Annotated in this window: 13 protein-coding genes and 3 pseudogenes; 5 read left to right on the forward strand and 11 right to left on the reverse strand. The window is 67.8% G+C overall.

The window, feature by feature from the left end; translation table 11 throughout:
* The first annotated feature begins 13 nt into the window (after nucleotides 1-13).
* Nucleotides 14-1906, forward strand: a complete 1893-nt coding sequence (locus ABG090_RS06870; protein ID WP_347757541.1) for a cation-translocating P-type ATPase — start codon at nucleotides 14-16, stop codon at nucleotides 1904-1906.
* A gap of 92 nt (nucleotides 1907-1998) precedes the next feature.
* Here ABG090_RS06870 and ABG090_RS06875 read toward each other — a convergent pair.
* From ABG090_RS06875 to ABG090_RS06895, 5 genes and pseudogenes are all read right to left on the reverse strand, one after another.
* Nucleotides 1999-2106: pseudogene (locus ABG090_RS06875) on the reverse strand (IS630 family transposase); the annotation flags it as partial.
* Nucleotides 2104-2235, reverse strand: a pseudogene (locus tag ABG090_RS06880) (leucine zipper domain-containing protein); the annotation flags it as partial. The pseudogenes ABG090_RS06875 and ABG090_RS06880, both read right to left, overlap by 3 nt.
* A gap of 99 nt (nucleotides 2236-2334) precedes the next feature.
* Complete coding sequence (locus ABG090_RS06885) at nucleotides 2335-3921, reverse strand: cytochrome c biogenesis protein ResB (RefSeq protein ID WP_347753669.1); 1587 nt, start codon at nucleotides 3919-3921, stop codon at nucleotides 2335-2337.
* Complete coding sequence (locus tag ABG090_RS06890) at nucleotides 3905-4666, reverse strand: cytochrome c biogenesis CcdA family protein (RefSeq protein ID WP_347753670.1); 762 nt, start codon at nucleotides 4664-4666, stop codon at nucleotides 3905-3907. The genes ABG090_RS06885 and ABG090_RS06890 overlap by 17 nt, the downstream gene beginning before the upstream one ends.
* Entirely contained in the window at nucleotides 4663-5244 is a 582-nt protein-coding gene (locus ABG090_RS06895) for a redoxin family protein (RefSeq protein ID WP_347753671.1), read from the reverse strand. Before ABG090_RS06895 ends, ABG090_RS06890 begins: the two co-directional genes overlap by 4 nt.
* Before the next feature lie 361 nt (nucleotides 5245-5605).
* Between ABG090_RS06895 and ABG090_RS06900 the strand changes: the two genes are divergently transcribed.
* Nucleotides 5606-6331, forward strand: a complete 726-nt coding sequence (locus ABG090_RS06900; RefSeq protein ID WP_347753672.1) for an NlpC/P60 family protein — start codon at nucleotides 5606-5608, stop codon at nucleotides 6329-6331.
* A gap of 261 nt (nucleotides 6332-6592) precedes the next feature.
* On the opposite strand, the gene ABG090_RS06905 is transcribed toward ABG090_RS06900, so the two are convergent.
* Together ABG090_RS06905 and ccsB are read right to left on the reverse strand one after the other, a co-directional pair.
* On the reverse strand, nucleotides 6593-7258 hold the full coding sequence (locus ABG090_RS06905) for a DUF305 domain-containing protein (protein WP_347753673.1): 666 nt from the start codon (nucleotides 7256-7258) through the stop codon (nucleotides 6593-6595).
* A 271-nt stretch (nucleotides 7259-7529) separates the two neighbouring features.
* On the reverse strand, nucleotides 7530-8468 hold the full coding sequence (gene ccsB / locus ABG090_RS06910; protein ID WP_347753674.1) for a c-type cytochrome biogenesis protein CcsB: 939 nt from the start codon (nucleotides 8466-8468) through the stop codon (nucleotides 7530-7532).
* A gap of 279 nt (nucleotides 8469-8747) precedes the next feature.
* Here ccsB and ABG090_RS06915 point away from each other — a divergent pair, with 279 nt between their 5' ends.
* Both ABG090_RS06915 and lnt read left to right on the forward strand, forming a co-directional pair.
* Nucleotides 8748-9710 carry a cytochrome c oxidase assembly protein gene (locus ABG090_RS06915; protein WP_347753675.1) on the forward strand — a complete coding sequence of 321 codons (963 nt, stop codon included), beginning with the start codon at nucleotides 8748-8750 and terminating at the stop codon, nucleotides 9708-9710.
* A 43-nt stretch (nucleotides 9711-9753) separates the two neighbouring features.
* The gene (gene lnt, locus ABG090_RS06920; RefSeq protein ID WP_347753676.1) at nucleotides 9754-11496 is read left to right on the forward strand and encodes an apolipoprotein N-acyltransferase; all 1743 of its coding nucleotides are present in this window, start codon (nucleotides 9754-9756) and stop codon (nucleotides 11494-11496) included.
* Nucleotides 11497-11666: 170 nt separating this feature from the next.
* On the opposite strand, the gene ABG090_RS06925 is transcribed toward lnt, so the two are convergent.
* Genes ABG090_RS06925 through ABG090_RS06935 form a run of 3 tightly spaced genes read right to left on the reverse strand, consistent with a single transcriptional unit; the run spans nucleotide 11667 to nucleotide 13983 of the window.
* On the reverse strand, nucleotides 11667-12596 hold the full coding sequence (locus ABG090_RS06925) for a M23 family metallopeptidase (RefSeq protein WP_347753678.1): 930 nt from the start codon (nucleotides 12594-12596) through the stop codon (nucleotides 11667-11669).
* A 57-nt stretch (nucleotides 12597-12653) separates the two neighbouring features.
* On the reverse strand, nucleotides 12654-13595 hold the full coding sequence (locus tag ABG090_RS06930; RefSeq protein WP_347757543.1) for a cation diffusion facilitator family transporter: 942 nt from the start codon (nucleotides 13593-13595) through the stop codon (nucleotides 12654-12656).
* Complete coding sequence (locus tag ABG090_RS06935; RefSeq protein WP_347753679.1) at nucleotides 13579-13983, reverse strand: metalloregulator ArsR/SmtB family transcription factor; 405 nt, start codon at nucleotides 13981-13983, stop codon at nucleotides 13579-13581. Before ABG090_RS06935 ends, ABG090_RS06930 begins: the two co-directional genes overlap by 17 nt.
* A 303-nt stretch (nucleotides 13984-14286) precedes the next feature.
* Here ABG090_RS06935 and ABG090_RS06940 point away from each other — a divergent pair.
* Nucleotides 14287-14589 (forward strand): annotated as a pseudogene (locus tag ABG090_RS06940) (transposase); the annotation flags it as partial.
* 273 nt (nucleotides 14590-14862) lie between these two features.
* Here the strand turns inward: ABG090_RS06940 and merA are convergent.
* Nucleotides 14863-16254, reverse strand: coding sequence for a mercury(II) reductase (gene merA / locus ABG090_RS06945; protein WP_347753680.1), 1392 nt, complete (start codon nucleotides 16252-16254; stop codon nucleotides 14863-14865).
* Nucleotides 16255-16260: the final 6 nt, after the last annotated feature.

Genomic DNA, 16260 nt, shown 5'->3' on the forward strand with positions numbered 1-16260 from the left:
GGAAGAGATCGAGCTGCGGCCTCCGTGGTGGCGTGACACCGCGCTCCTGCCCTCCGCGATCGCCGGCGTGTTCCTGCTGGCCGGATACATCCTCGAATGGACCGGCGTTCCCATCCCGGCCGTGATCCTCCAGTCCGTCGCGCTGATCGCGGGCGCGTCCACGTTCGTCCCCGGCGCGATCCGCCGGCTGCTGCGCGGCCGCCTCGGCGTCGGGCTACTGATGACCATCGCCGCGGTCGGCGCAGTGCTGCTCGGCCACGTCGGAGAGGCCGCCGCGCTGGCATTCCTGTTCTCCCTCGCCGAAGCCCTCGAGGACCGCGCGATGGACCGCGCCAAGGAGGGGCTGCGCGCGCTCCTCTCGCTCATCCCCGACACCGTGCGGGTCTCCCGCCGCAGCGGAGACGTCACGATCCCCGCGGCGGAGATCCGCGAACGGGATGTCCTGGTCGTCGGTGCGGGCGAACGGATCGCGACCGACGGCGTGGTCCTGGAAGGCCGCTCGAGCCTGGATACCTCCGCGGTCACCGGCGAATCCATCCCCGTCGAGGTCGGACCCGCTGACGCGGTCATCGCCGGCTCGGTGAACGGCTCCGCGACCCTCCGAATCGAAGCCACCGCGGACGGACGGGACAATTCCCTCACCCAGATCGTCGCGCTCGTCGAGCAGGCCCACGCCCGCAAGGGCGACCGCGCACGCCTGGCCGACCGCATCGCCCGGCCCCTCGTCCCGGCGGTGCTGATCCTCGCCGCCCTCGTCGCGCTGTTCGGCGTGCTCGTCGGTGACCCGTGGACCTGGATCGAACGAGCCCTCGTCGTGCTCGTCGCGGCTTCCCCCTGTGCTCTGGCGATCGCGGTGCCCGTCACGGTCATCAGCGCGATCGGCTCGGCATCGAAGTTCGGTGTGGTGATCAAGTCCGGGGAGGCGTTCGAGCAGCTCGGCACGATCCGCGCGGTCGCCCTGGACAAGACCGGCACCCTCACGCGCAACGAGCCCGCCGTCGTCCAGGTGCACGCCTCGCCGGGGATCACTCGCGACGACGTGCTCGGCTGGGCGGCGGCCGTGGAAGCAACGAGCAGCCACCCGCTCGCGACCGCGATCACGACCGCCGCGGGCGACACCGCCGTCGCGACGCACGTGACCGAAGAAGCCGGCCACGGCATCACCGGCCAGGTGGATGGCCGCACGATCCGGGTCGGCAACGCTCGCTGGCTGCACCCCGGCGAGCTTCGCGGCACCGCCGATGCGATGGCCGCCCACGGCATGACCGTGGTCGTCGTCGAGATGGACGGGCGGGTCGCCGGTCTCATCGGGGTACGGGACGAGCTGCGCCCGGAATCCGCCGAGACGGTGCGGATGCTGCACGATCAAGGCATCGAGACCATCATGCTCACCGGCGACAACGACCGCACCGCCCGCGCGATCGCCGAGGAAGCCGGCATCACCGACGTGCGGGCCGAGCAGCTGCCCAAGGACAAGGCGGACGCGATCGCCGCGCTCGCGGCATCACGTCCGACCGCGATGGTCGGCGACGGCATCAACGACGCCCCGGCCCTGGCCACGGCGACGGTCGGGATCGCGATGGGAGTGAAGGGCTCCGCCGCGGCGATCGAGTCCGCCGATGTCGCGTTCACCGGCCATGACCTGCGCCTCATCCCAGGCGCGCTCGCGCACGCGAGGCGGGGACGGCGGATCATGACCGCGAACATCGTCCTAGCGCTGGCGATCATCATCGTGCTGTTCCCGCTCGCGCTGTTCGGCGTGCTCGGGCTTGCCGGTGTCGTGCTGGTGCACGAGGTCGCCGAAGTCGTCGTCATCCTCAACGGCGTCCGCGCCGCCCGTCGCCCCAGAGCGCTGCCGCAGCTCGCCCCTACGCCGGCACCGCGCTCCGCGCCCGCGCGCGTCTGACGCGCACCGCGCGCAGGGCCCACTGCTATGGGGCTACCGCCGCTGCGCGGCCGGGCGGTACGCCAAGACGCTCGGCTCGCCCAGGTGCCGCAATTGTCGCAGATCATGTGCACGTCGAGGTGGTCGGGCACCTGCTGGTCGATCTTGGCCAGGAACTTCCGGAACTCGGTGGCCCGGTGGCGGCGATGGGTGGAGGCGATCCAATGCCCCACGCACTTGCGGGAGCAGCCCATCGCCTTCGCGATATGCGCCTTCGGCCAGCCCGCCTGGAAGCGGGCGACGACGAGCTCTCTGCCCTTGAGCGTGAGCGCGGCATTAGCGTGAGACACGGACCTCCGTTGGTCGGTGAAGCGTGAACAACTCCACTCGACCCGCGGGGGTCCTCCTCACGCCACCATTCGTGCCACCAAGGTCATGACCGGGTACACCTAGGACGGGCGGAGTCGTCGTGCGAGGTCGTCGACTGCTCGTTCGAGCGTGGGATCTTCGCCGCGGGCGAGCCCGGCGAGTTCGAGGCTTGCTGGCGTCGCTTTCACCCACATGCGCCGGCGCGGGATGAGGAGCGAGCCGAGCAGCGAGATGAACAGCACGACGGTGATCCAGAACACCGGCACCTGCGTGTGATCCACGTGCGCCTCGATCACGCCGTAGCGCCGCACGTCCTCGAACGTGATGGTGCCGAGCCCGCCGGGAATCTCCACCGTCTGGCCGGGCGCGAGCATGAGTGCCTCCGTGCCCGAGTCGCCGCCGGCGATCTGCGTCATGGCATCGGTCTCGAGCGCGTAGACCGAGCGCGGGATGCCCGCGTCGAGGCCGAGGTCGCCCGTGAACGCTTGCAGCGAGAGCACCGGGTTGGCGAGGTCTGGGTATGCCGAGGCGAGCGCGCCCGTGTCGAGCTGCGCCGCGGTCGGGTAGAAGAAGCCGCGCAGCCCCAGCTGCTTCGAGAGCCCGTCCGGCAGCTTCATCACGCCGAGGCTCGTCATGAGGTCGTCCTGCGCGAGGAAGGGCGTGTACTCGTCGTAGACGAGCTCGCCCTCGGCGTCGCGCACCGAGATGCGCGGCGCGTAGCCGTTGGAGATGAGGTAGAGGTCGGCGCCCGCGACGTCCAGCGGCTCGTTCACTTTGATCTGCGCCTCACGCGCGTCCCCGCTCCCCTCGGTCACCGACACGCGCGCCGTGAAGTCGAGCGGCGCCCCGATCGCGTTCGGGTTCTCGGTCTCGTAGACGACGTCGAGCTCGTCGAGCTGCACGGCGAACGGAGGCAGCGCCGCATCGTCGAACCACTGCCCCTCCGAGAACGTGTCGTAGCTCGAGAGCGTGTTGGCGAAGCCGCGCCCCTCCACGAGCAGCCGCTGCCCGTTGTAGCCGAAGCCCGAGCCGAGCCCGATCACGAGGATGAGCGCGAGCAGCGAGATGTGGAACAGCAGGTTGCCGGTCTCGCGGAGGTAGCCGCGCTCGGCGGAGACCGAGTCGCCGTAGCGGGTCGTGCGGTAGCCGAGCTTCTTGAGTACCCGATCCGCGCGGTCGAGGTCGGATGCGTCGCCCGCCACCGTCTGGAAGCCGACGAGGCGAGACAGGCGGGCGGGGGTGCGCGGCGGCAGCGCCCGCATGGCCTTCCAATGGTGCATGAGGCGCGGGATGACGCAGCCGACCAGGGAGGTGAACAGCAGGATGTAGATGGCCGAGAACCACGGGCTGCCGTAGACGTCGTGCAGCGAGAGCGCGTCGTAGAGCCAGACCAGGTCGGGGTTGTCGGCGCGCACCTGGATGACGCCGTTGGGGTCGCTGGAGCGCTGCGGCACGAGGCTGCCGGGGATCGCGCCGACTGCGAGCAGCAGCAGCAGCACGATCGCCGTGCGCATCGACGTGAGCTGCCGCCATAGGAAGCGGAGCCAGCCGATGAAGCCGAGCTTCGGCCCGCCCGGTGCGGCCTTCGCCGGCTCGGGGGCGTCGATGTGGTCGCCGGGCCGCAGCGGGTCCGCGGTGGCGCGATCGGGGCTAGATGATCGTGACATAGGAGGCGATCCATCCCTGCATCTCGTTCATGATCGCGTCCCAGGCGCCGGTCACCATGAGCACGCCGATGATCATCAGGGTTACCCCTCCGCCGATGTTGATCGCCCTGACATGTCGGCGCATCCATGCCATCGCCGAGCCCATCCAGCCGAGCCCCACTGCGAGCAGCAGGAACGGGATGCCCAGGCCCAGGGCGTAGGCGAGGCCGAGGATGGCGCCCTGCCAGGCGCTGCCGGTCGTGACCGTGAGCGCGCTGATCGCGGCGAGCGTTGGTCCGGAACACGGGGTCCAGCCGAGCGCGAAGATGACGCCCACCAGGGGCGCTGTCCACATGCCGCCGGCTTTCAGCTGTTGCGGCTTCCAGACGCGTTGGAGGAACCGGAACTGCCCGATGAAGACTAGGCCCAGCAGGATCAGCAGCCCTCCGAGGATGCGCACGAGCAACGCCGACCATGCGAGCAGGAACGAGCTGACGACGCCGACGAGCGCGGTGCCGAGCACGAACACGGCGGTGAAGCCGGCGACGAAGAGCGCTACGCCGGTGATGAGTCTGGCTCGGCCGCCCTCCTCGCCGACGAGTGATCCCATCAGGCCCAGATAGCCAGGGACCAGCGGGAGGATGCAGGGGCTGGCGAAGGAGACGATGCCGGCCAGCAGCGCGATCGGTACGGACAGCAGCAACTGGCCGCTGAGCACGGCGCCGCCGGGATCCAGTGCGACGCTCTGGAGAACGGTCAGGCTCATCGCTCCAGTTCCTCCTGCAGGAGGGTTGAGAGGATGCTGGTGTCGGTGACGGCGCCGGAGACGCGAGCGGCCACCCGGCCCTCGGCGTCGAGGATGATCGTCGAAGGCACCGCATTGGGGGCGATGATGCCGGTGAAGGCAAGCTGTCCCTGTGCAGATTGGTCGTCGAGGATCGAGGGGTACTCGATGCCAAACTCCTCCTCGAATGCCATGGCCTGCGCGGCCCCGTCGCGCACGTTGACGCCGATGAAATCCACGCGATCGCCGAACTCGGCATGCAGCTCTGCCAGCACGGGCGCCTCGACCCGGCAGGGCGGGCAGGCCGCGTACCAGAAGTTCACGAGCGTGACGCCCTCGAGCGCAGCGGAGTCGAACTCGCCCCCGCTGGCCAAGGGGCCACTGAACGCTCCGGGCGCGGTTCGATGGTCGGGTGCGATCTCCGTCACGATGCCGTCACCCGCGATGTATCCAGCATCCCCAACTTGGCTGGCAACACCTTCTGCGCTCGCACAGCCGGCGAGTACGAGTGCACTCAGCGCCGCCGTCACCGTTAAGAGAACACGGCCGGTGCCCCTCATCAATCCTCCAGGAATCCGCTCAGACAATCGAACCCACGAAGGTTGTCCGTCATCGGCGGCCTGAGGCGCGCAACGAACCTCTCGGACGAGGATTCGGCCCCACACTGGGCTTTGGCAGGATGCCCGGGCTGCGCACGGAGTTCCGTCTTGGCCGGATGGACATCACTCGCGAGCCTATTGACGGTTTCTATGAATGTCGCGACCGGCTGATAGCACGGTCGGCTGCGCTCAATCTGCGTGTCAGGTGACAAGCAGGTAACGGATTGGTAACGTCGACTCGTGTGCCCCGGCACTCGAACCTACGGAGAAGCTGCCTGTGACGACCTCTACGAACAACCTCAAGCCGCGCGAAGATGCGCGCATGACCCGTGCCGCCGTCGTGCGCGGGGCCCGGCGCATTGGTGTCATCGCCATCGCCGCCGCCCTTGCGACACCGCTCGCGCTGCCGGCATTTGCCGCTGACACCGGCGCTGAGCAACTGCCGTCGAATCTCAGCGCGAACGCGCAAACGGTGTCGGGTGTCGTCACCGCTGGAGGCAACGGACTCAGCGACGAGCGCCTCGATGTGCAGGCCACCACGGCCGAGGAACTCTCCCAGATTCGCGCAGAACTCGAAGCGGAGATGGAACGAGAGGAGCAGGCCCGAGCGGCAGCAACGGCCAGCACCGCGGGCGGCGGCACCGCAGGGACCGGCATCGCAGGCGGCGGCGCTGCAGCGCAGTCCGAACCCGCACAGACCTCGACTGCCCCAGCCGCGGGAGCCTCCGGCAGCGTCATCGCGGATGCAGCGATCGCGCAGGTCGGCATCTCACAGGACTGCGTCGCGATGGTGCGCCGGGCGATCGCCGCAGCGGGCCTGCCGTACTCCGGGATGAATTCGCTGTTCAACCTCGGCCCGACGATCCCGATGTCTGCCGCCTCGCCCGGTGACGTCATCTACTACGCCGACGGCGGTGTGGGGCGCGCGCACATCGGCATCTACATCGGCGGAGGCCGTGCGGTGCACGGCGGCTGGTCAGGCTTCAACACCGTGATCGCCGGTGTCGACATCGGCGGCTCAGCCCCGGTATTCATCGACATCACCTGAGCATGCAGAGGAATGGCCCGCCCATCATGGGTGGGCAATTCCGCGTGTGACCGGATGCCCGGGATCTGGAACGGTCCGGAAGGGCCTCGATGACTTGTGATGCGTCGCGGATCTTCGCCTCCGCGCGGCGGCAACTGGTCCTCGAGGAGGACTACGGCAATTTCGCCGCGCGCCACGGGGTGGAATATCTGGATGCGCTGCAGTACGGCTCTTCGTCAACCAGGCGATGAATGCCACGCGCCGGACGCCCCCGCCGTGCCGTCACAGCTCGTCGAGCAGTGCTTCCATCTCGGCGATCTCCGACGTTTGGTCGTTGATGATGCGCTCGGCCAGCTCGACCGCGCCGGCGTTCTCGCCCGCGGCGACCTCGGCCTCCGCCATCTCCACGGCGCCGTCGTGGTGCACGATCATCTGCTCCACGAACAGCCTCGATGCCTCAGGTCCCGGTGCCTCCTCGAGCAGTTCCATGTCGGATTCCGACATCATGCCGCCGCCTGTGCCTGATCCATGGTCCATGCCTTCCATGTCGCCGGGAGTCTCGCCCCAGGCTTCGAGCATGGCGTTCATGCGCGCGATCTCCGGCAGCTGCGCCGCCCGGATGCGTTCGGCGAGGTCGGCGACGCGCTCGTCGACGCCGGATTTGGCCAGCAGCGTGTCGGACATCTCGATGGCCTGTTGGTGATGGGCGATCATGTTCATCGCCAACATCACGTCGTCCTGGTTGAAGTCCGTCGCCCCCGCGCTGCCAGCGCTGTTCTCCGTGGGGCTGCTCGATGTCGAGGGGCTCGTGGCGGGCTCGGACGCGGCGGAGCAGCCGGTGAGGACGAGGGCGATCGTGAGCGCGCTCGCTGCGAGCGCGCGCTTGGGTGCATGCATGGTGTTCTTCTCTCTGTCAGTAAGGATTTGTTGGAGCCGATGCGGCTGCATGAGCGCAGCCGCATCGGCTCCATCAAGTCCGGCTGATCGAGAGCACGATGAGCGAAGGGGTGGGGGCGAACCGTGCGAAGAACGGGAAGGAGCGCACCGGTGGTGCGCTGGTTCGCACGACCCATCGCACTGGGGAGGCCGGCAGCAGCTGCCGCGTGCCCTTACGAGAGGTCCTTGGCGAGTCAGTGTCTGCTGTATATGCAGCATGCACTGACCATACATCAAATGCTGACCTACGAGGACGTGGAGATGGCGGGCTACGCCCGTGGCGTCAGAGGCCGCTGTAGGCGTGCAGGCCGGTGAAGAACTGGTTGACGATCGTGAAGTTGAAGATGATCGCGGCGAAGCCGATGATCTGCAACCAGGCCGAGCGCGAGCCGCGCCAGCCGCGCGTCGCCCGCGCGTGGATGTAGCCGGCGTAGATGACCCAGATCACGAAGGTCCAGACCTCCTTGGTGTCCCAGCCCCAGTAGCGGCCCCAGGCGTGCTCTGCCCAGATGGCGCCGGCGATGAGCGTGAAGGTCCAGAAGATGAAGCCGATCACGCCAACCCGGTAGGCGAGATCCTCGAGCTGCACGGGTGTGGGCAGCGAGCGCAAGAAGCCGTTGTCGCGGCGCTCCTTGATGAGCTGGAGGACGCTCAAGCCCGTGCCGAGTCCCATGAAGCCGGTCGCGAGCGTCGCGACAAACACGTGGATCACGAGCCAGTACGTCTGCAGCGCCGGCGGCAGCGGCGTCACCGCGACGTAGTAGTTCACAGTCGCGACGCCCAGGAAGACGGTGGCGAGCCCCGTGAAGAAGACGCCCAGGAAGTTCAGGTCCTTCCACAGCCGTGACAGCACGAAGACACCCACGATCACCGCGACGCCGGTGAGCGCGAACTCGTACATGTTCGCCCAGGGCACCCGGCCGGCAGCCAGACCGCGCAACAGTGCGCCGCCCAGATGCAGCGCCCACGCGAGCACGATCAGGGTGAAGCCGATGCGGGCGCCGCGCCCTGCTGCTGCTCCGGGCGCGACCACACCTACGCTCGGCTCCGCGGGCGCGGCATGCGCGCCGGCCCCGACCGGCTCGCGCACCGCCGCGGGCACGGGTTTGGCCGCCGATCTGCGGGCGACATCGACCGCGTACGCGATGAACGCCAGCGTGTACACCGCCATCGCCGAGTAGACGAGCAACAGCGAGTAGGCGTCAAGATCAGCCACGGGCATGGAGTCGATCGTACCGTTCAGCGCTAGCTGTTCGACACAAGCCACGTGTGGCGGTGCCGACGAGCGTGTGCTGACTAGGCTTGACTGAAGATCGGACCGCATCTGCCAAGTGCGTGTAGTCGGCAGTGGGACCAGGCGGGGCAGCGCGCGTCCGTCGGACCGGGAGGGGAATATTGTCGCATTTGGGGCTGGCGTCGTGAGCCGCCCACGTTCAATCCAGCGCCGACCTCGGTTCGTATGCGATCGTCGGCCCGGCGCACCGGGTCGCGGGCTTCGGTGATGAGCGCCGCTGACACCGTCGGTCCACTGCTGCCGCCGAGCTTCGACCAATTCCTGCTCCCGGCCTCGCCGATCGTGCCCGTGCTGCCGGCGGCCTCGGTGATTCTCGCCATCGCGTATCTGGTGGGTGTTGTGCGGTTGCGGCGGCACGGACACTGTTGGCCGTGGCTGCGCTCCACCTGCTTCCTGCTCGGCTGCGCGCTGATGGCCGTGGTCACCGGCGCGGGGATCGACGCCTATGGCCAGCTGATGTTTTCCATTTTCATGTTCCAGCAGCTCGCGCTGATGATGGTGATCGCCCCGCTGCTCGTTCTCGGATCTCCAGGAACCCTGCTCCTGCGCGCCACGCCACATCGTGGCCTTGGCGGCACGGTGCTTCGGGTCGCCTTGTGTGGGTTGCGCTCGAGAGCGGCCCGGTTCGCGCTGCATCCAGCGCTCGTCATTCCGTTGATGCTGCTGTCCTTCTTCGGGTTCTACGTCGGCGGGGTAGCGGACGTGGTGCTGCGATCTTCGATCGGTCACGTCCTCCTTGAAATCGTGTTTCTCATCGTGGGGATCTTGATCACCACGCCGCTGGTGTCGTCGGACCCGCTCCCTCGGCGAACCTCGTACCCGAGCCGACTCTTCGATGTCTTTCTCGAGATGCAGGTCCATGCCGCTTTCGGCCTCGTGATGCTGTTCGCTCCCACAGTGGTCGTGCCCTACTTCGCCACCGCCACTCCGGAGTCGTGGGATATCGACCCGGTTCGTGACCAGGGCATAGCCGGAATTCTGGCGTGGACGTTCGGGGAGCTACCCCTGCTCGCGATGCTGATCGTGACGCTCGCACGATGGCAGCGCGGCGACAGGCAGCGCGCAACGCGGGCCCAGGGTCGCGCCGATGAAGAGGGGGATGCATACAACGAGTACCTGCAGCGCCTGCATCAGCGCGAGCAGGACAGCGACCGTGACGGGCGGAGATGAACACTCCGTGCGGTCGCGGGAACGCCACGGCAGCCCCCGCTGGGTGGTTCCCGATGAGGCCGGCGCCATCTTGAACGGCGTACGCGACGCGTACGCCGTCCCGCGCGGGCCGCGGGTGCCGGACGGAAGAATGCGGCTGTCATCGATGCTTGATACCGGCGGGCCGCCGCAGCGGATAACCGCGGGTGCCACCGTTGGCGCCGTGGCCTCCTCGAGCCTCCGCTCGGTGTCCTCGCTCATGATCGCCATGGCCGCCAGCGTGCTCGGCGGTCTCTGCCTGGCCGCGGCCGCTGCGCCCTGGGATGCATGGCCTCTCGCGATTGTCGGGGTCGCGCTCTGCCTGCTTGCACTGCGCGGCCGCTCGCCGCTCTTGGCCGCCGCAGTCGGGAGTGCTGGCGGTGCGGCGTTGTACGCAGTACAGATCTCTTGGATTGCGGTCTATCTCGGTCCCGTTCCTCTCGTCGGCCTCACGGCACTGATGGCATCGTGGTACGGACTGGGCGGCATCGCCGCGGCGTGGACCTGGCGTCTGATGAGTCGGCTGCCCCGGACCGTGGCGGCGCCCGCTACGAGCACGGCGCTCGCCGCTGTCTGGAGTGCGCGAGAGTCGCTCTCTTCGGCGTTCCCATGGGGTGGCTTCCCGTGGGGCAGGCTCGCCCATACCCAAGCCGGCGGCCCGCTGGCCGAGCCGATCGCCTGGGTCGGCATGCCCGGGCTCACCTTTCTGATCGCCGCGATAGGCGCTGCCTCTGCTGTCGCGTTGGCACACCGGAACGTAACGCTGCTGCGGGCATCGACCTGGCCGGTAGCGGCGGCTGTGATTGCATTGCTCGTTCCGAGCGTGCCCCTTGCGCCGCTCGGCGAGCTGCGCGTCGGGGCGGTGCAAGGAGCCTCGGAGGCCGGCTTGCTCGCCCCGTACGTCCCAGGTCAGATCCTCGCGCAGCACGCCGAAGCCTCGGAGCGGCTCGCGGGCGAAGAGATGGATGTCCTCGTCTGGCCCGAGAACGCCGGCGAGACTGACCCTCAACGCGACGCCGATGCGGCGGCGACGATCGATCGCGTGCAAGAGATGGTTGACGCGCCCATAGTCCTGGGCGCCATCCAGACGACATCGGAGGCGACGTACAACTCATTGCTGCTGTGGGACGACGGGGTGCGTGCGGAGTACCGCAAGCGTCGGCCAGTTCCCTTCGCCGAGTACCTGCCGGCTCGGCCGATCCTTGCTCCGGTGCTCGACTGGCTGGGTTTTCTGGACTTCATTCCCCGCGATTACAGCATCGACCCGACAAGCGTCAACGCGTTCGATGTCGCGGGCACGGCCGCCGGACTCTTCATCTGCTTCGACATCGTCGACGACGGGCTACTACGGGAATCGATCCTCGAGGCAGGCGCCACGATCCTCTTCTCACCATCGAACAATGCCGACTTCGGTAAGGGCAGCCCGCAAAGCCTCCAGCAACTCGCCATCGCTCGGCTCCGAGCCATGGAGTCAGGCCGCGCACTCGTTCTCTCGTCGACCGTCGGCACCAGCGCCGTCATCCTCCCCGACGGAAGCACCATCGATCGACTTACGGCCTACGAGCCTGGCGTCATGCTCGAAACGCTACCGCTCAGCGACACCGTGACACCGGGCATTGCCCTCGGTGGCGCCATCGAGATCGCGGTAAACAGCCTCGCGGCGTTCTCGACCGCGGCTGCGCTCCTGCTACCCCCAAGGATTCAGCGACGGCGCTGGAGTTCGGAAGGACGCGTGGACTCAGCTGGGCGCATCGCTGAAGGCGGCTAGGCCATGACGCGGCCGGATCAGTCGACCAGAACCGTTTCGGAGCAGCTGCGCCGCCGGATCACACTTTCGCGATACCTCCACTGACCGCCGCAGGATCTGAACGCTGGCTCGCGGCGTTGCAGAGCAGCTCGCGCACGCCACGAGCGGATGCCGCTCCGTGGCCACCGTGTTCAGCGCAGGCGCACTCCGCGCGCGTTGAGGAACGACTCCGGGTTGGCGAGTGTGCCGCCGACGCGGAGCTGGAAGTGGAGGTGACAGCCGGTGGAGTATCCAGTGGAGCCTTCATAGGCCACGACCTGGCCAGCGCTCACCCGCTGGCCTGGGTAGACGTGCGCTGGTCGGGCCATGTGGAAGTACTCGCTCTGCACACCGCCACCGTGATCGATGTAGAGCATGTTCGCGCCGTAGGTGTCGCGAGAGCGCAGCGTCACGGTGCCGTCGGCGACAGCGTAGATCGGGGTGCCGCAGCCGGCGGCGATGTCGATGCCGGCGTGCAGCTTGCTTCCCAGATTGCCGAGCGGGTCGTTGCGCCAGCCGTAGGCGGAGGTGAAGCGGCCGTAGTGCGGGCTGACCCATCCACTGCTGCTTGGCTCGGCCACTGGGACGGAGCCGCCGCCACCGCTGCCGCCACCGTTCTGTGCGGCTTCCTCCGCACGTTGCTGCTGCTCGGCGATCGCCCGCTGGCGCGCCGCCTCACGCTCAGCCGCCTCACGAATACGGCGCTGCCGCTCTTGCTCGGCGAGCCACGCGCGGTGTCGCTGACCGGCCTGGTAGTCATCTTCAGTCGCGGCCCGGTTCTCGACCAGCACTGTCAGTTGCGCCTCCAGCTCGACCTTGTGCTCCTGCTGCGCGGCGACCGCAGCCTGTGCGGCCGCCGCCGCCTCTTGGGCGGCCGCATACGACTCGTCGGCGGCGACCTTGAGCTCATGGAGCGCGTCGCGGGCGACCACAGCCTGATCCTGCAGCGCCTGCGCGGTGTTGGCGTCCTGCTGCGCCTGCTCGTAGAGCGTGTCGGCGGTGCCGGCGGCGCGATCCATCATGTCCAGCCGGTGCAGCCAGGTGTCGGCGGAGCCCGGGTTGGCGAACAGCTCCGCGCTCATGTCGCCGGTGCCGCCAGAGCGAGCGAGCTGCGCCGCGAGCTGCTCTGCGACGCCCGGTCACGGGTGGCGGACGGCATCAGACTCCTGCTCGCTGATCCGGGCGGTCTCGACCTGGAAGGTGGAGTGATGCACTGCAACGGGGAAGTGCTCTGCGACGCACTGCTGGATGTCTTCGAGGACGTTGGCCGCGTGCCCATCGGTGAAGCAGCCGTCGTCGACCACCACGTGGGCGCTGATCGTTGGCAGACCAGTCGCGACGGTGGAGGCGTGCAGATCGTGGACACCCTCGACGTGCTCGAGCTCCAGGATGTGGCGACGCACGTCGTCGAGGTCGAGCCCCTTCGGCGTGAACTCCATGAGCACGCCAGCGGTCTCCTTCATGAGCATGAGCGCCCTGGGCGCGATGAGTGCAGCGATGAACAGGCCCGCAATCGCGTCGGCCTGTTGGAAACCCGTCGTCGAGATCACGATCGCGGCGACAATGACGCCCAGCGAGCCGAGCGCATCGTTCAGCACCTCGAGGAACGCGGCCCGCATGTTGAAGTTGGAGCCACGGGCGGATGACAGCACCAGGATCGCGGCGATGTTCACGACGAGCCCGATCACCCCGAACACCAACAGTTCCGAGCCTGGGATTTCTGGTGGCTGGAAGAGCCGGCGTATGCCCTCGACCGCCGCGTACACGCCGACGGCGAGCAGCAGGGTCGCTTGCCCGAGCGCGGCAATCACCTCGATGCGACGGAACCCCCACGTCCGTTTCGATGTCGACGGCCGCCGCATCAGCGTCGCGGCGATCAGTGCGATGAGCAACCCCGAGGCATCGGTGATCGCATGCGCCGTATCGGTGAGCAGCGCGAGGCTGCCCGTCACGACCGAACCGATCAACTGAGCGACGACGATCGTCGCCGTCAGCCCGAAAGCGATTCCAAGCCGGATGCGGAAGTCGGCTGCTACCTGACCGTCGCCGGCGGTCGCGCCATGGCTATGCCCGGCTCCCATCGGCGCCATCCTCTCCAGTCATGCCCAGGTCATCGGCTCGAGCGGTGAGGTGGGCGCAAAGCGCATGCTGCGAGCCGGCCGCCTCAAGCAGCCGCTCAGCGGCGGCGACTAGGTCCCCCAGGGGCCTCGAGTGCGCGAGCGCGTACCAAGTCGAGCGCCCGTCGACTCTCGCCCTGACCAATCGGCACGCCGCCAGGAACGCAATATGCTTGCTCACCGTCGATTGTGCGAGGCCGAGGTGATCAACCAAGTCTCGCACGCGATGCTCGCCCAAGGACAGGTGCTGGAGCACGCTCAACCGTGACGGGTCCGCGAGCGCTTGAAACAGATGCGCGAACGCCTCGGTCGCCTCGACGTCCAGCTCGCGCCGCTTGCTTAACATCGTCATGCAGCGATGATATCACTCACGAGCGATGTGATCGATGCGGCGCGGCTGTCGCACGCAGGCGCAGCACTCTTCAAGCCGAGGCCGGCTGCGACCTCGAGCGTCAGCGCTCCAGACCTCAGTGAAAATCCCCGGATAACCAATCGCCGGTTGGTGAGCCCGCGGCTTCCGGAACCGCGACAACTACCGGCTCCGCATGCGGCTCATCGTCGGCGGACTATCCGAATGACCCACGCTCAACGGCGAAGAGCCTGATATCCCCGATACCCAGTCAAATCGGGGATGGAGCACTCCCACCCGGCAGCGGCAGAGATGCTCGACGAAGCGCGAGACGAACTGCTCGCATTCGCCGCGTTCCCCTCCCAGCACTGGCAGCAGATCTGGTCCACGAACCCGCTCGAGCGGCTGAACAAGGAGATCAAACGCCGCACCAAGGTGGTCGGCACCTTCCCCAACCCCGCCGCTCTCCTGCGGCTCGCTGGGCACGTGTTGATCGAGCAGCACGACGAATGGGACAGCGCCGACCGCCGCTACTTCAGCGAGAACTCCATGCGCCTGCTCGAACTGATCCACGAGGAGATGACCATCCCCGAACTCGCTGCTGCATAATCAGGACAACTGGCCGCACGGTGTCGAGAAACTCCACCACTCAGCGGGACGTGACCTACGTTCAGATCCCCGATATCCAGTCGTATTGGTACTGAAGCTCCGGTCCCGCTCTCCCTGAGGCCCAAGTCAGCAAGCAAGTCTCATCAAAAACCGTTCCTGACCGGGCGTTTTCCGTGCGTGGTGAACTCTTAACTAGCGCCCACCGCTCATAGGTGATGCAGAAAATGCACCAACCCGGCGTCCTGCGGCCCGGCCGGTGCGGCCCGGGTCGGGTCAGGCACAGCAGGAGGTGGGTAGTTCGTTGCGGAACAGCCCGGCGGCGATCCGCAGGCTCTCGGCCATAGTCAAGTAGGGAGCCCAGGTGTCGGCGAGGTCGTCGACGGTCATCTCGGCCTTGATCGCGTAAGTGGCGGCGAGCATGATCTCGCCCGCTCCGTCGGCGACCGCGTGGACGCCTAGGACCTTGCCGGTGTTGGCGTCGGCGACCAGTTTCAGCGCGCCGCGAGTGTCGCGGTTCACCAGTGCTCTCGGCACGTCCTCCAACGCCAAAGTGCGGCAGGCACACGGGTGGCCTTGCTCAAGCGCTTCTTTCTCAGTGAGCCCTGCCGAGGCCAACTGTGGGCGGGTGAACATCACCGCCGGCAGGCCGGTGTAGTCCACCGTCTCACGCTTTGTCCCACCGTCGGCGAGTGCGTTGACGGCGGCGACCCGTCCAGAGGCGGCGGCGACGTACACATACTGCGGAGTGCCCGCAACGTCGCCCGCTGCATAGACCCGCGGGTTGGACGTGGCCTGGTGTTCGTCGATCACGACGAAGCCCCGGGCGTCGGTGTCGACGCCCGCTGCCGCGAGATCCAACGCGATGGTGTCGGAGTGCCTGCCGGTCGCCACCAACAGTCGCTCCGCAGTCACCTGGTTCCCGGACGCGGTGATCACTCTGACGCCGCCTTCCTCGGCGGTCTCGACGCCGGTCGCGTGTTCGGCGATCACGGCGATACCGTCATCGTCGAACACACCGGCCATGACCTCGCGCAACTCCGGCTCTGCGCGCGGCGCCAGGCGCCCGATCACAGTCACGCGAGCGCCGAGGTGCGCGAACAGCTGGGCCTGCTCCATCCCGACATAGCCGCCACCGATGATCACCAGCGACTCGGGCACCTCGGTCAGTTCCATCGCAGTCGTCGACGTCAAATACTCCACGTCCTCGATCCCGTCGATACCGCGCACCGTGGGCTGCGAACCGGTCGCGATCACGTAGGACCGTGCCCGCAGCCGCTTCCCGTCGACCTCCACCGTGTCCTTGTCGGCGAAGCGAGCCTCACCTGCGATCAACGGGAACCCCCACGCGTCAGCGACCTCGATGTACTTGTGCTGCTTGAGTCGGTCGATCAACTCGGCTTTCTGCGCCACCAGGGCGTCCAGGTCCACGCCGCCCGCGGAGGTGGGAACGCCGTCGAATGGGTTGGTTAGCGCACTGTGCCGTGTCCCGGCAGCGGCCAGCAGGGTCTTGGACGGAATACAGCCGACGTTGACACAGGTCCCGCCCAGAGCGCCGCGCTCGATCAGTACGACCTCGGCGCCCGCCTTGCGGGCCGCGATACCTGCTGCCATCGCGGCTCCTCCCGACCCGATTACGGCCAGGTCAACGTCGTACTCCGCGCTCATCTCAAT

This window comes from Agrococcus sp. ProA11 (assembly GCF_039880525.1).
GTDB classification, from domain to species: domain Bacteria; phylum Actinomycetota; class Actinomycetes; order Actinomycetales; family Microbacteriaceae; genus Agrococcus; species Agrococcus chionoecetis.

What these genes read in the sequence shown, in the direction of transcription:
- ABG090_RS06885 (WP_347753669.1), bottom strand. Translation starts at nt 3,921, where the DNA reads ATGTCACGATCATCTAGCCCCGATCGCGCCACCGCGGACCCGCTGCGG.
- ABG090_RS06890 (WP_347753670.1), bottom strand. Translation starts at nt 4,666, where the DNA reads ATGAGCCTGACCGTTCTCCAGAGCGTCGCACTGGATCCCGGCGGCGCC.
- ABG090_RS06895 (WP_347753671.1), bottom strand. Translation starts at nt 5,244, where the DNA reads ATGAGGGGCACCGGCCGTGTTCTCTTAACGGTGACGGCGGCGCTGAGT.
- ABG090_RS06900 (WP_347753672.1), top strand. Translation starts at nt 5,606, where the DNA reads ATGACCCGTGCCGCCGTCGTGCGCGGGGCCCGGCGCATTGGTGTCATC.
- ABG090_RS06905 (WP_347753673.1), bottom strand. Translation starts at nt 7,258, where the DNA reads ATGCAGCCGCATCGGCTCCAACAAATCCTTACTGACAGAGAGAAGAAC.
- ccsB (WP_347753674.1), bottom strand. Translation starts at nt 8,468, where the DNA reads ATGCCCGTGGCTGATCTTGACGCCTACTCGCTGTTGCTCGTCTACTCG.
- ABG090_RS06915 (WP_347753675.1), top strand. Translation starts at nt 8,748, where the DNA reads ATGAGCGCCGCTGACACCGTCGGTCCACTGCTGCCGCCGAGCTTCGAC.
- ABG090_RS06925 (WP_347753678.1), bottom strand. Translation starts at nt 12,596, where the DNA reads ATGAGCGCGGAGCTGTTCGCCAACCCGGGCTCCGCCGACACCTGGCTG.
- ABG090_RS06930 (WP_347757543.1), bottom strand. Translation starts at nt 13,595, where the DNA reads ATGGGAGCCGGGCATAGCCATGGCGCGACCGCCGGCGACGGTCAGGTA.
- ABG090_RS06935 (WP_347753679.1), bottom strand. Translation starts at nt 13,983, where the DNA reads ATGACGATGTTAAGCAAGCGGCGCGAGCTGGACGTCGAGGCGACCGAG.
- merA (WP_347753680.1), bottom strand. Translation starts at nt 16,254, where the DNA reads ATGAGCGCGGAGTACGACGTTGACCTGGCCGTAATCGGGTCGGGAGGA.